Origin of the sequence: Lentibacillus saliphilus (assembly GCF_019093865.1) — a bacterium.
GTDB lineage: Bacteria > Bacillota > Bacilli > Bacillales > Amphibacillaceae > Lentibacillus_B > Lentibacillus_B saliphilus.
Genome location: NZ_JABJXD010000004.1, coordinates 51,103 through 65,526, shown reverse-complemented (window position 1 = coordinate 65,526; position 14,424 = coordinate 51,103). Strand labels below are relative to the sequence as shown.

Below are 14,424 nucleotides of genomic sequence, written 5' to 3'. Positions count from 1 at the left end.
ACCCAGCCCATAAAAGCCGCTCTTCTTTCGGTATGTGCACATTACTTAGCCTTTTTTATAAATCTCTTGAGAGTCGAATCATATCACAGCACCGAATGCCATTTTCATAAATCTCTTCACTATAATATCTATTAAAAAAATCGATATCAATACCAGTTATTCTGAATCCACATTTCTGGTAAAGGGCTAATTGTCCTAAACTTGAATTGCCTGTACCAATTTCAATTGTTTGATAACCTTCAAGCTCAGCGGTTTTTATCGCTTCTGTTAACATATATTTGCCTAACCCTTGACCTTGATAGGGCGCATCAATCGCAATATTCACGACTTCTATCGTATGCGGTCGTGTTGGAAGTAAGACAAAAACCCCTTTCGTTTTGGCATCTTCCTCCAATACAAAACATCTTCCCCTTTTTGTATAATCACGAATCGCCTTTTCTGATGGATCAGCCATTAACAATAACCGTTTGGGCAATTCTTCTTTATTTTCAACTTCTCTTATGCGCATCTAAAAACCCCCCATACCCTTTACAGCACCTTAATTGTCGGTTTTTGCAGCTTTCAACATCACAGGCATGAATCAAATCGACAAAACACTTCAAATTCCGGGGAGTGCCAGGCACTGTCTAGTCCATTTCTTGTGTAATCATAGTCAGGCGATCTGCAGAGTGTGCGACTTCTTCGAATGCCGTCCCTAATTCATTGACGACATCTATAAATGAATGAAGGTCACGCCCAATCTTGTTGCGTTGAACCATCGTTTCTCCCATACCTTGTAAAATTTCCTCAAATTGCTTTGTCGTTGCTTGCATATTATGATTGCCGTCTTCCACTTCAGATCGTATCTTCCCAAGAGACTTTGATAGTTTCTCCACTTGTGAATTGGTATTTAAAATCAACGAAGACACATTTGTAACCGAGCTCTTCGTTTGCTCCGATAATTTACGTACTTCCCCAGCCACTACCGAAAAGCCTCGGCCGTATTCTCCTGCCCTCGCAGCCTCTATGGCGGCATTCAAAGAAAGTAGATTCGTTTGGTCCGAGATATCGGTAACAATACCAACGATTTCTTGCATTTGGTTCAAGATGTCCAACAATACTTGGACATCATTTGATATCTCTTCTACAGAGCTATGTACGTTTGACATGTTTATCGTTTGTTTATGTAGGTGTTCCTTCCCGTCCTCAGCACTTTCTTTTGCATGTACGGTTAATTTCGTTGACGTTTCAGCGAGAGAAACAATTCCGTTAGCTTGTGAGGTCAATTGATGAAATGCAGCATTCGTTTCTTCAGATACAGCGGCAAGATTTTGTGCTGTGCTTGCTACATGATCTCGAACCGCTTGTTTTTGTTGCTCACCTTCTGCCTTTAACCGTTCTGTTTCCGCATCATATGCTTCTAAGACCAATTGTTGCTCCAAGCTTAAAATTTTAGTTACAGCTCTTATCGCAAGACATACATCTTCCTTCTGAGTGACATTTTTTTCAATGATGGTCATAAGTGATAAAAGCAAATCTTGAAAGGCCCCCATATACCATTTTGTCTGCAGACCAATTTTAACGTGTATATGAGCAATTGTAACTCTTTTTGCCAAATATGAATCATCTATTGTCCCTTCAAACATTTCACCTATATGTTGCTTGAGCGTCTTTTTTAACCTTTCAATAGAGCTATTATCATCTATGATATTTAACAATGAAGGCTCATTTTCAAGATTTTTATAAAACCTATCGACAATGTGATCTACATCTTCTAGGACAAATGGCTGTAACGTATTTATAATTTGTAAGTCCTCCGTTGTAAGCCCTATCATTTTTAATTGCTTTTCAACTTCACTACCTCTTTGGAGACTTATCTCCCCATTCCCACTCTCAATGTTCAGCTTAACATCTTGTTGTTTTGTCTTTTTAAAAAGCACCCAAGTTCCCCCTGTATGTATGTTATTTATATGGTAATATTATACACATTTAAGGGGTATATGTAATATATTGGTACTTTATGCCGACTACTTTTGTACTATGTGTTATTTTACGGTGCTTTACTTGTCGATTTTTGTCACTTCTGACAAGCGTCAGTGTTGTTAACACTTATAAAATATGTAAAAATACTAGGGGCGACAAGCACTCCCCTAGCTTTTTATCCGACAATTACCCGTTCTTTTGGATAATGATAGCTCACGTCTCGAGGCTGTTTGTTAAAGATGAACACTAAGGATAACACCCCTACTCTCCCGATGAACATAAGGAGAATAATGACAATTTTACCAATTGAGCTCAGTTCAGGGGTTATGCCCATCGATAAGCCGGTTGTTCCGAACGCAGAACTGACTTCAAACATAATTGCCATTAAAGAAAAGTTCTCCGTCTGCGTGAGAATCATTAAGGCAATAAAACATATGAGAACGGCGAGAAACGTCACAACGACTGACTTCCGAACATCATCCTCGTGCAGCTCGCGCTTGAATACTTTAACATTCTTATGACCCTTTGCAAAAGACCAAATTAATAAGATCACAACCGCAAAAGTCGTCGTTCTAATGCCACCACCAACAGAACTTGGAGAAGCGCCAATAAACATTAACACACATAAAGACAATAAGGTCGGCGTCGTAAACTGACTGACATCCATTGTTGCTAATCCACCATTCCGCGTTGTAGACGATTGAAAAAATGCATAAAAGAACGATTCGTGCCAGCTTTTATCAGCAAAGAAGTGATTGGCTTCAAAGCATAAAATAATAATCGTTCCAAAAATCATTAGGGAGAAAAAAGTTAAAGTCGTTAGCTTCGTAAATAATGTAAAGTGAACACCATACGCTTTCTTATTCCGTAAAAACTCTTTGACTTCGATCAGCACCGGAAAGCCAATTGCACCTAAGGTTAGTAAAATAATATTAACAATTTGCACAAAATAATCGTGCGCAAACGGCATGAGTGAGCTCCCAGTAATATCAAATCCGGCATTCGTCGTCGCACTAACCGCTCCAAATAGCCCCTGCAAATAAGCCTCCTGCCAGGTCGGAAAATATTTTAAAAAATAAGTGCCTAAAATAATCGTACCAACCAGCTCGATAAGAAGAATAATGATTAATATTTGCCGCATCAGAATGACCAACCCTGATAAATGCGATTGGTTTTGATCTTTACTAATTAATTGCCGCTGCTTCAACCCGATCTTCTTTCTCAACACGAGCCAGAAAAATGTCCCGAGCGTCATAATCCCAATTCCGCCAAACTGAACGATAAATAGTAAAACAAATATGCCAAACGTGCTAAAGGTCTCTTGAATTGATACGACTGTCAGTCCCGTTACACTAATCGCACTAACTGTCGTAAACAGCACATCTAAAAAAGACCACTCAACACCAGGCTTCAAAGTTATCGGCAAACTGAGCAAACCGACAGATACAATGACAGCAACTACGTAAAACAAAACAATAACTTGTGCAGGACTTAACTTGATATTTTTCAATGGTTTTAGCATCTGACGTTTCCTCATTTTCTTTTTTGATTTTTGTTGCCTTCATCTGCTTCACTCTAAAAAACAAGCCAACAAATTATATAACAAAGATAAATTTACTCCTGCAATTTTAGCTTGTCAATAATTTCTTAAGTTAATCATCACATAGAAAAAAGACTGGATTACGATTGGATCCAGTCTTAACTGATGTGTGGTTTTTTGACTTAATATTGGTGCTGCAACAAAACCATATGTTCAAAAAAACATGCTCTATTTGTTACGTCTACTTTTTTATAAACCCACTTGCTTTACTCATCTAGCAAGGAAATTGTAGCTTCATACTCATCTTGGCTTTCCTGATATTTCTTTTCTTTTGGCGGAAACGACTTATCAAATTCTTCAACGGCATCCTCACTAACTTCTAATGCATCAGAAAACACAACATGTCCAGATGTATAATCTAATGCACCTTCATAAAGCGGTAATACCAATAACCCTTTATAGAACTTTCCATCAGGCATCGATATGTTATATCGCTTTCCCCCCAAAAACCCATAAGGCTCATAATGATACGGATATCCAAGTGTTAAAATAGCACGATACCCCATTTCTTTAGCTGCCTTAATTGAATAAGTGATAAGCTCTCTGCCAAGACCTTTTCGATGGTGCTCTGGAGATATAAAAACTGGCCCAAAACTAATTGTTTCATATTCCTCATTGTCTTTTGACACGATTTTAGAATGGGTATAAAAGATTGCACCCTCAATTTTACCGTCAACTTCAATGACAAATGCAAGATCTTTTATAAAATCAGCATGCTCTCTCATTTTATGAACGACATAATGCTCATGTGCTCCAGGAAAATATAAATTCCAAAAAGCTTCTCGTGCTACTTCTTCAACGATTCTATAATCTTTTGGTTCTTCACGTCTTATATTGATCAGCATTATTTTATCCTTTCTACATCAAGTAAATTACTTTCATTGATAATCTGTCCCTTGTGTTTACACTTTTCTTTGGAAAACCTCCGTGCATTTTTCCGCCAAATTCTTATTCCTCATAGAGATTATAATATACAATTGGGCCTTCTTTCATCTCCAAAGACATAGCACCCCCTTTACTAATCCTTAATTTCACTAGACACGCTTGTATTTAGGATATTCTTCCGCTTTTAGACTACTTTGTTCTCTGTTCCTTTAAGAATTCTATTTATATTGTGTCGATGAAGAATAATGATTGATACGCTTACTAGCAGGGAAAGTGCTATTATAACTTTATCTTCAAATATTAAACTGTAAATAAATAATGCTATACTGGCCAACATTGAACTTAGTGATACATACTTAGTAAATAATATAGTTAGCACAAATACTACAAAGCCAACAAAAACACCTAAAGGTGACAAAAATAAAAAAACTCCAGTTGCAGTCGCAACAGCCTTTCCACCTTTAAAACGAGCAAACACAGAAAATATGTGTCCCAATATGGCTAATAAACCACACACAACAGGGTTAATCGTAGAACTCAGTATTAATGGAAGTAAACAAGCAAGTGTACCTTTTAATATATCAGCCATTGCAACAATCAATCCTGCTTTCATACCTAAGACTCTATATGCATTAGTTGCACCAAGATTACCACTACCATAATCACGAATATCCTTCTTATAAAACACTTTACCAACTATTAAAGCAAATGGAATTGACCCTATTAAATAGCTTAAAATTAAAGTTAACATACTCAAAGTAGTATTACCCCTTCACTTAGTTTGTTATTTTAAGTATTTCTATTTGCTGTATCTTTTTTCTTGCAATATTTATTACGTTCAACTGCTACGTTAGCAGAACAAGGAAAGGATTGCCGCTGCAACCCCTAAGTTCAACATAAGCTACCCGATAGTTAAGTGTAATAGTTAACATACTACCTCTTAGCATTATTGAGTATGTCGTTACCCGTCCATAAATGCATATCTGGTTGGAGGAGCATCTTATAAAATAGTGGATTATCTATCTCAGGATTTATGTGTCTTAATGTTATTCGTTTTCATTTCAGCTGAGGAGCATCTTTAAAATAGTTGTTCATAAGTTACTCCTTTCACCTTGATTTGACCGTTTCCACCTTTTAATAACCCGCCCCTTTATTGCACAACCTCTAATATCTTTGTTTATTTTACCACAAATTCTAAACATTCAATTTTCACTTTATGCCTATAAAGATGAAGGAATACTATTGAAAACGGATTGGACACTTACTGAAGATAATACTGATAAGGAATTGAAGGATATTTGACATAAAAAAAAGACTGAACCCGCTATTGGATCCAGCCTGATTTAAATTATTATTTAACAGGGGGATAGAAAATCCTGCTTCCCAACATCTCTCTACTCCACTGTCACCGACTTTGCAAGGTTTCTTGGCTTATCGACGTCACAGCCACGGTAAAGGGCTGCATAGTAAGCGATGAGCTGCATTGGTACTACTGAGACGAGCGGTGTGAGCAGCTCGTGCACTTCTGGAAGTACAAATGCATCGTCTGCTTCATCAAGGCCCTTCATACTGATGACCATTGTATTAGCACCGCGTGCAGCCACTTCTTGGACGTTGCCGCGAATTGCACCGTTGACGTCTTTCTGAGTAGCCAATGCAATGACTGGTGTTCCGTCTTCAATTAATGCGATCGTGCCGTGTTTTAACTCGCCACCGGCAAATCCTTCTGCCTGAATGTAGGAAATCTCCTTCAGCTTCAAAGCTGCTTCAAGAGACACATAATAGTCTGCGCTGCGACCAATGAAAAATGCGTTGCGGCTCGTCGGTAAATACGCGTTGACGAGACGTTCAAATGTCGGCTTTTGGTCTGTTAATACTTCCATCGCATTCGCGACGATCGCAAGCTCCTGCATCGGATTAAAATCTAATTCAATCCCTTTTTCATTAGCCGTGTCAACAGCTAGGATGGCTAGAACAGCGATTTGGGCTGTGTATGCTTTTGTTGATGCCACAGCAATCTCCGGTCCTGCATGCAGGTGGAGTGTATGGTCTGCTTCACGAGAAAGGGTGGAGCCTGGGACATTTGTAATCGTTAAAGCGTGATGTCCCATTTCTTTCACTTTTACTAAAACTGCACGACTATCGGCTGTTTCACCGCTTTGAGAGATGAATATGAACAATGGTTTTTCCGACAGCAATGGCATATTATAAGAGAATTCGCTCGCCACATGGACTTCGACTGGAATGTGTGCGAGTTTTTCGAGCAATGATTTTCCAACCAAACCTGCATGATAGCTCGTGCCACATGCAATGATATAAATGCGATCGCAAGCTGTCATGGCAGAGCGAATGGCTGGATCAAGACTGAGCTCATCGTGATCATTTTGATACGCATTCATGATATTTCTCATGACAATTGGCTGTTCATCGATTTCCTTCAGCATGAAATGGGAATAGGTACCCTTTTCAATGTCACTGAGGTCGATTTCAGCAGTGTAAGGCGCACGTTGAACTGGTGTGCCATCAAGTGTTTGAATGTCAATGCGATCTCTTTGTACGAGCACGATTTCTCCATCAGCAATTTCCACATATTGATCAGTCTCCTGAAGTGTTGCCATCGCATCACTTGCCACGACGTTAAATCCATCTCCAAGACCGATTAAGAGTGGGCTTTTATTTTTAGCAACGTACAACGTATCAGGGTCTTCTGAATCAATCATCGCAATCGCATATGATCCTTTTAATAAACGCATCGCCTCGCGAAATGCTTTTACAGTATCCGCATACGTATCATTGAGTTTTTCAACAAGCTGAACGACAATTTCCGTGTCTGTATCACTAACAGTCTCGATTAAATAATCACGCTTCAATGCTTGATAATTTTCAATTACACCATTATGCACAAGTGTGTAGCGACCAGACGGGCTTTGATGTGGATGCGCATTAACGCCACTCGGGGCACCATGCGTCGCCCAACGCGTATGACCTATTCCTGTTGTCGCATGAATTCGATGGTTGATTCTTTCCCTTAAAGCCTCTATGCGTCCTTTCACTTTAAAAAGGTGAATGTTCTCATCGTTCATAAGCGCAATTCCTGCTGAGTCATACCCACGATATTCGAGCTTTTCCAGTCCGTATAATAAAATGTCTGTTGCTTGATTCTGTCCAATATAGCCTACAATTCCGCACATAGCATTTGCCTCCTTGGATAAGGGACAGGCAAACGCCCTGAATTGTGTATCAACCGGGGCGTTGTGACCTGCCCCTTTCTCGTGTTGGTTATAGGCACCCTAATTTGTTCCGTTGGCCAATGAGTCGCCTCACTGTTTTATGAACAAATCGTACAATTGGGATGCGGCAATCGGGAGGTACCCGCCGAAAACTCGATAAACCTCCACCTCGTCAACTATTCTTCACTGCGTTCGGAAAAATAGCCCTGGCGCTTTGTCTTGCAATTAACATCTATGCTCCTTTCTGTTTTCGAATATGCCATTTTTAAAAAAGTGGCAGAACTTTATTTTAAAGGATAATGATTGATTGGGTCAATTGTTTTTTGGGAGGATTAGGTTTATTAGGATAAATATCTACACAAATATATTATTCATTTATTGGGTTTAGGTGAATTGAGATTATTGCCGTAGCGTATATCGAATATTGGCGCATATTGCAGATGAAATCGACAAAATTCAGGTAACAAGCACTACCCATAAAAAAACGAGCCTCCACATACATGTAGAGACCCATTTCCAATTCCTCCTACCCCTGATGCTGTTCCAAAAAGTCCAGCATTTGCTGATACACTTTTATTTCATTTTCTTTCTTAGAGAAGCCGTGTCCTTCGTCTTCGAGGACGAGGTATTCGACGTCACGACCTTTGTCCTTTAGCTTAGCGACAATTTGGTCAGATTCTTCCTTAACGACACGCGGGTCCTTGGCACCTTGGATGACGAGCATCGGCTTGACCATACCATCGAGATAGGTCACAGGTGAGTCTTTGATGAACCGCTCTTTATCCGCCACAGGATCGCCGAGCCATCGCTGCATAATCGGTTTCCAATGTGGTGGAACAGAACTTTCAAAGGTGAACAAATCAGATGGACCAAAGATGTCGATCACAGCTTTGAAGTATTCCGGATGACGTCCATGGAGTAATAGGGCCATGTAGCCACCATAGCTGCCGCCAACGAGGAAGAGCTTCTCGCGGTCTGTTATGCCTTTGTCAAATAGCCATTCAATTCCTGAAACACAATCCAGACGTGGCCCGTGCCCCCAGTCTTGTTCGACAAGTTTAACAAACGATGAGCCATAACCGGTGCTGCCGCGGAAGTTCGGTGCAAAAATTGTATAACCTCTGTTTAAGAAGCATTGGAACATCGAGCGGAATTCTTTACGTTCAGCTGCTTGTGGGCCTCCGTGTGGCCAGAAGATCGTATGACCGTTATCATTTTCCGGCTTGGCTTTAAACAACAGAGCTTCAATTTCCATGCCGTCAAATGACGGGTAAGATACAACCTCTGGCTCGACCATGTCTGAAGCTGTTAAACCGAGAACGCGGTTGTTGGTCAGCTGCTTCCAATCGGCTCCGCTTGTTGACTGATAAATGTTCGGCGGCTGAGTTGCACTGCGCCCAAGGATATACACATTATCGGCCTTTGAAACATGAATTTGATTAATGACATCAATCGGCTTTTCAAGAATAGCGACATCGCCAGTCGTTACGTCATAACGATACAACCCATCTGTCACACCATTTTCTGTAACGAGATAAAGCGCATGATGTGCTTTATTCCACTTCATCTCCTGTATGCTCTCGCCTTCAATCTCAAGCTCGGAGGAGAATTGCTTTGTTTTTAAATCAAACTTAGCAACATAAGCATATTCAGATTTATAATCTGTAATAAAATAAATCGTTTCATTATCTGTGAAAATTGGATTGCCTGCGACATGTACGACGTCCCGATCAGGGGTAAGGTCATACGTCTCATTCCCGCTTTTCACAAATGCAGGGACATATGTATTCGCAAATGATTGGTTATAGACAAACGACGTTTCATCATCTGATACAGCAGTAAGCAAAGTCGGAGCCGTTTCGCCTTCATGTAACAGCTCATCCGTTCCATCCACTAAATTGCGAACACGTGTATTGAGATATAACGGGTTATTCTCTGATGTGCAGTAGTAAATGTGTTCGCCATCCTCAGACAGTTCAGCGAAGAAGTACTTTTCGTCTGCATCACCCGTAATAAGTGGCTGAGGTAATCCACCCTCATACGGAAGCGCATAAATCTGATAGTTCTCATCCCCATCATTGTCAAACCCAGCTAAAACGAAGCGCCCTTTGGCATCAAACTTGATAGAACTGCACGATTCGTCTTTTTGGGCAAATTGATAAGGAAATGTCTCAGGCAAATCCATCGCCCACAAATTCATTTTACCGTTCATGTTTGTGTTAAAGACGAGTCGGGCTTCATCCTGACTAACAGCGAAATTCGTAATTGCATACGTACGAAAAAATTGTTCCACAGTCGGTTTTGGAAATTGTATCATGTCTTCCCCTCCATTTTTTGTAATGCGCTTTCAGTATTCAATTTTATTTAGTATATCATAAGACTACATGAACGCTCACCAGAGTAAAAAGGTCAATAGACGCATTTTGCCTCAGACTTAAGACGGAGATTTCGGTAGCGATACTTGGAATACCGATCCTTCACCTATGTCACTCGTAACCGTTATCGTACCGTTATGCAGCTCAATGATCTTTTTGACGATGGACAGTCCGAGGCCGGTCGAATCTTCTGTTCTTGTACGGGCCTGATCCACCTTATAAAAGCGTTCAAACAAATGAGGGATGTCAGTCGCTTGTATGCCGACACCAGTGTCCTCAACAAACACGTGTACGCTCACTTTATCCTCGTCTGTTCGAAGGGTCACTGTCCCGCCTTGCTCCGTGTAGCGAATGGCATTCGTAAACAAATTCATCCAAACCTGCTGTAATAAGCGGCGATCGCCGACGACTTCAAGTGATGTAATGTCCATTTCCACAGCGAGCTGCTTATCCCGCCATTGCCATTCCGTCACAGACACAACTTCCTTCAGTTGTTCAGCGATATCATATGTAACCCAATTGTCCCGACTCGTCTCGCTATCCAAAAACGACAGTGTTAATAACTGCTTACTCAAGCTTGAGAGACGGCGGCTTTCTTTTTCAATAATCGTTAAGTAATGCTGGCGTTCATCTTCAGATAAATCCTCCTCACGAAGCGCGCGTGAAAAGCCTTGAATGGACGTTAGTGGTGACTGAATTTCATGAGAAACGTTTGAGACGAACGTTTGGCGCTGAGCTTCAGTCTGTTCAAGGCTATCACTCATTTTGGAAAAGTCAGTTGCTAGACGCCCGATTTCATCATTACGCTGGACATCGAGCTTAACGTGGTAGTTACCGGCAGCGATTTTATTCGTAGCGGCTGTTAGCTTTTTGATCGGGCGAACGATTAAAGTCGTGCTCGTTAAAACGAATAAAAAACTGAGGAGCAATGTGACGGTTAAAAGTACAGCGAGGAAAAAGCGCATCTCTCCGAATTGGCGAGCGGCATTTGGTCTAACAAACAACGCATGACGCGCACCATTAATGTCAACAGGGATGCCGACTGTGTTCTTTAATTCATTATCAAAAAAGCCCGTCACGAATAATCGCCACGGATACTGTTCAACACCATGATACACCTCACCAGATAAAATCTGCTCTAGCACGTCAGGATCGAGCTCATATGATCGAAATCGATCACCGAACATCCGACTCGTGCCATCTGGTTCAACGAGATAAAATTGATAGCCTAAATGAGACAGATCAGCAAAATAAGTGGCTGGATCCTGTACGCCATCGGATACAATATCAGCAATATTAAAAGCAATATCCGTTATTTTCTCGTCGTTTTCCGGTTTTAAAATATGATGATAATACACATTGGTCCCAACAAAAGCAATGAGCGCACTTGAAATCATAATCACCATCGTCGTAACGATAATTCGCACATACAGCGTCTTCATTGTCATCCCTCCAGATGTCACGTTATGAAATCCTGCTGACGCACTTACGCGACGTGCAGCTTATAGCCAAGTCCTCTAACAGTCTGGATTGAAAACCCATGACGTTCAGGAGAAAAACGCGCCCGTAACCGCTTTATATGAACATCAATCGTCCGATCACTTCCGGTATAATCTCTGCCCCAGACAAGCTCTAGTAATTGTTCACGGGAGAATATACGATCTGGATAGCTTGCCAGCTGAGCGAGTAATTCAAATTCCTTAAGCGGTAATATCATCGTTTTGCCGTCAGCTTCAATTTCATAGTTTTTTCGATTAATCATAATGCGACCAATTTTAATAGAGGTTTCATTGACCATTTGATATCTGCGCAGAAGCGCTTGAATGCGAAACAACACTTCTTTCGGTTCAAATGGCTTCACGACGTAATCATCTGTTCCGACCGCAAATGCCTTTTCTTTATCTGCCATTTCACCTTTAGCCGTCAGCATTAAAACAGGGATATCATAATACGCCCGAATATCACGACAAAGGGCATAACCATCAATGTTCGGCATCATAATGTCTACAAGGGCCAAATGAACTTGGGTCTTCTCCAGCTGATCTAAAGCCACCTGACCATCCTCTGCTTCGATTGTCCGGTAGCCCTCCTTCTGCAAATAAAACCGTAGCAGCTCTCTTATATGTGGATCATCATCGACAATTAATAGCGTTAGCACGTTCGATGTCTCCTCTCCTTAAGATGTATAGTGCTTCTTTAAAAGATCATAATCCCTCTTTCTGCGAGCAAATCGGTTAATTCATGATATTTATTTCGACTTAAAGGAAGCTCAATATCATCTACAAGCTGAATTGAATGTGAGCGTGTATACGTATCGGGTAGTATTGCTTTGATATGATGAACCGGCACGATAAACGATTGATGACAGCGATAAAAGCCATGTGGAGAAAAAATGACTTCCAAGTTTTTCATCGAATCACTCGATTGAAATGACTCTTTATTTTTACAGTTAATGTTGATTTTTCGCCCCTTTTTTTCGATGTAAATAATGTCCTTCACATTAACGATTCGAATCCCACCTGCAACCTTCATACCAATTTTGCAGTCAGGCACCTGTGGCGTCTCATTTCGGGTCATTTGTTTTTCAACGAGCTGCATTGATTTTTCGAGTCGAAAGAAATCGATTGGTTTCGTTAAAAAATCAAGTGGCTGATGTTCATAGCCTTCAAGTGCAAAACCCGCATGTCCCGTTACAAAAATAATCATGATGTGAGGTTTAATTGAGCGGATATGGTCAGCAAGCTGCAAACCATCAATATCATCCATTTCTATATCAAGAAACACCAAATCAACATGTTCGGTTCGCAAAAACTGCAGCGCTGATTTACCACCATTCACATCACCGATAATGTGAATGAACGGAAAAGACGTGAGATGCATCTTCAATGTGTTGATCGCATTTTGATCATCATCAACAATTAATGTTTTTACTTCCATTATGAATCAGCCCTTCCACCTTGATGATGTTCGCTCAGCTAGAGGCAAACGTACGTGCATAGTAATGGCTTGTCCATATATTTCAGGAAAAATAATCCCCTTATAACGTGAAACGATTTTTTCAATCCCCGCAAGCCCGATTCCCTCATGACTCGCTTTCGTAGAATAACCTGACAAAAACAGCTGATCCAACTGATCCGCCTGCAATGTCGTCGGATTTGTCACCTTTATAGATAGCTGGCCCCGCTCTTGGGTTATCTCTACTTCTATTTGACGATTATCTTTTATATGTTCATCCACTTCATCAATCGCATTTTGAATCAAATTACCTAAAATTTTATTCATATCATATACCGAACACGGCATGTCCTTTAAATCATCTAAAATACGGAAATGAATTGTAATCCCTTTACTTTCTGCTGCTTCACTTTGTGTGTTCAACATTGCACTAACGGCCGGATGCTTAAGTGGCAGCAGCTCGTTAATATGCTGGGCACTGATGACGACTTCATCAATATATTCGATACACGCATCATATTCTTTACGTGCAATTAAGCCGTATATCGAATTCAAGTGAAAATTAAAATCGTGCCGCTGCGATCGAATCAATTCAAAAAATGACAGCATATCCTTCTGATACTGTTTGTCCATATATATTTGCGCCTGTTCCAGCTTATGCACCAGGATCATACGTAAGAAAAACAAAATCAAGCCACACATAAACCAACTCCAAAATATGACAAATATTCGAAAGTCAGTTGTGAAATAAGCACGCTCAACATTGATATAATATAAAAAAACATTCATTGTTAACAGAATTACGATGCTAAACATAAGCTGAGGTTTATGCGTTCCTATTTGTTCATCCTTATCATCCTGAGGGTAAAATAAATCACGCCGAAGTAAGACAGGGTTATTTTGGAAAACGGTGATGGCAACAAGGATGTTATTCATCATCACAAACAAGGTCATGACAAATCGAATAACCACATCGTACTCAACATGACTCGTCGACACGATTAAATCAAACAAGTTATACTCCAACAACTCTACAAAAGCAAAATGATAGGTCACCCCAAGCATCACAGCCGTTATACCTTGTAGAGAGGGTAGCTTTAAGAAATAGATGATAAATGGGATAAGGCCAACATATATGATTGGTACAAGAAAATCTACATCCATTACAATGAAAGCTTCAAAGGCAACAGAAGCAAACACGCTTAGAATGAGAATTTTTTTAATCTCGTATCTTAGGCTTGCCCCCACAAGAGATAGTCCCAAGATTAAGCTTGTTGCAAATAAAATAGATGAGTGAATAAAAGGTATACTACTCCATTCCATCGAACCACCTACACTATAGGTTTATATCGAATTATATCATATACAGGCCACACAATCCTATTTCAATCCTAGAAACCACTTCATCCCCCTAATA

Annotated in this window: 11 protein-coding genes; all 11 read right to left on the bottom strand. The window is 40.3% G+C overall.

The genetic code is table 11. The annotated features are described in order from the left end of the window. Window positions 1-55 precede the first annotated feature (55 nt). Entirely contained in the window at window positions 56-508 is a 453-nt protein-coding gene (locus HPC67_RS08520; RefSeq protein ID WP_217587163.1) for a GNAT family N-acetyltransferase, read from the bottom strand. A gap of 118 nt (window positions 509-626) precedes the next feature. After that, window positions 627-1,919 (bottom strand): protoglobin domain-containing protein, encoded by a 1,293-nt coding sequence (locus HPC67_RS08515; RefSeq protein ID WP_217587162.1) that lies wholly within the window; start codon window positions 1,917-1,919, stop codon window positions 627-629. 218 nt (window positions 1,920-2,137) lie between these two features. Beyond that, window positions 2,138-3,484, bottom strand: a complete 1,347-nt coding sequence (locus tag HPC67_RS08510; protein ID WP_217587161.1) for a TrkH family potassium uptake protein — start codon at window positions 3,482-3,484, stop codon at window positions 2,138-2,140. A 284-nt stretch (window positions 3,485-3,768) separates the two neighbouring features. Next, window positions 3,769-4,407 (bottom strand): GNAT family N-acetyltransferase, encoded by a 639-nt coding sequence (locus tag HPC67_RS08505; RefSeq protein WP_217587160.1) that lies wholly within the window; start codon window positions 4,405-4,407, stop codon window positions 3,769-3,771. Between the two features lie 224 nt (window positions 4,408-4,631). Next, a complete protein-coding gene (gene plsY, locus HPC67_RS08500; RefSeq protein WP_217587158.1) occupies window positions 4,632-5,204 on the bottom strand; it encodes a glycerol-3-phosphate 1-O-acyltransferase PlsY in 573 nt (190 codons plus the stop codon). Between the two features lie 637 nt (window positions 5,205-5,841). Then, entirely contained in the window at window positions 5,842-7,638 is a 1,797-nt protein-coding gene (glmS, locus tag HPC67_RS08495) for a glutamine--fructose-6-phosphate transaminase (isomerizing) (protein WP_217587157.1), read from the bottom strand. Between the two features lie 565 nt (window positions 7,639-8,203). After that, complete coding sequence (locus tag HPC67_RS08490) at window positions 8,204-9,994, bottom strand: S9 family peptidase (RefSeq protein ID WP_217587156.1); 1,791 nt, start codon at window positions 9,992-9,994, stop codon at window positions 8,204-8,206. Between the two features lie 117 nt (window positions 9,995-10,111). After that, window positions 10,112-11,494 carry a sensor histidine kinase gene (locus tag HPC67_RS08485; protein WP_217587155.1) on the bottom strand — a complete coding sequence of 461 codons (1,383 nt, stop codon included), beginning with the start codon at window positions 11,492-11,494 and terminating at the stop codon, window positions 10,112-10,114. Between the two features lie 44 nt (window positions 11,495-11,538). Further along, window positions 11,539-12,210, bottom strand: coding sequence for a response regulator transcription factor (locus tag HPC67_RS08480; RefSeq protein ID WP_217587154.1), 672 nt, complete (start codon window positions 12,208-12,210; stop codon window positions 11,539-11,541). Between the two features lie 38 nt (window positions 12,211-12,248). After that, a complete protein-coding gene (locus HPC67_RS08475; RefSeq protein ID WP_217587153.1) occupies window positions 12,249-12,989 on the bottom strand; it encodes a LytR/AlgR family response regulator transcription factor in 741 nt (246 codons plus the stop codon). 6 nt (window positions 12,990-12,995) lie between these two features. Then, entirely contained in the window at window positions 12,996-14,330 is a 1,335-nt protein-coding gene (locus HPC67_RS08470) for a sensor histidine kinase (RefSeq protein WP_217587152.1), read from the bottom strand. Between the last annotated feature and the right edge of the window lie 94 nt (window positions 14,331-14,424).

Bases quoted from the DNA above. Each gene is read 5' to 3' on its own strand.
- HPC67_RS08470 (WP_217587152.1), bottom strand. From the start codon at position 14,330: ATGGAATGGAGTAGTATACCTTTTATTCACTCATCTATTTTATTTGCA.
- HPC67_RS08490 (WP_217587156.1), bottom strand. From the start codon at position 9,994: ATGATACAATTTCCAAAACCGACTGTGGAACAATTTTTTCGTACGTAT.
- HPC67_RS08485 (WP_217587155.1), bottom strand. From the start codon at position 11,494: ATGAAGACGCTGTATGTGCGAATTATCGTTACGACGATGGTGATTATG.
- HPC67_RS08475 (WP_217587153.1), bottom strand. From the start codon at position 12,989: ATGGAAGTAAAAACATTAATTGTTGATGATGATCAAAATGCGATCAAC.
- HPC67_RS08505 (WP_217587160.1), bottom strand. From the start codon at position 4,407: ATGCTGATCAATATAAGACGTGAAGAACCAAAAGATTATAGAATCGTT.
- HPC67_RS08520 (WP_217587163.1), bottom strand. From the start codon at position 508: ATGCGCATAAGAGAAGTTGAAAATAAAGAAGAATTGCCCAAACGGTTA.
- glmS (WP_217587157.1), bottom strand. From the start codon at position 7,638: ATGTGCGGAATTGTAGGCTATATTGGACAGAATCAAGCAACAGACATT.
- HPC67_RS08510 (WP_217587161.1), bottom strand. From the start codon at position 3,484: ATGCTAAAACCATTGAAAAATATCAAGTTAAGTCCTGCACAAGTTATT.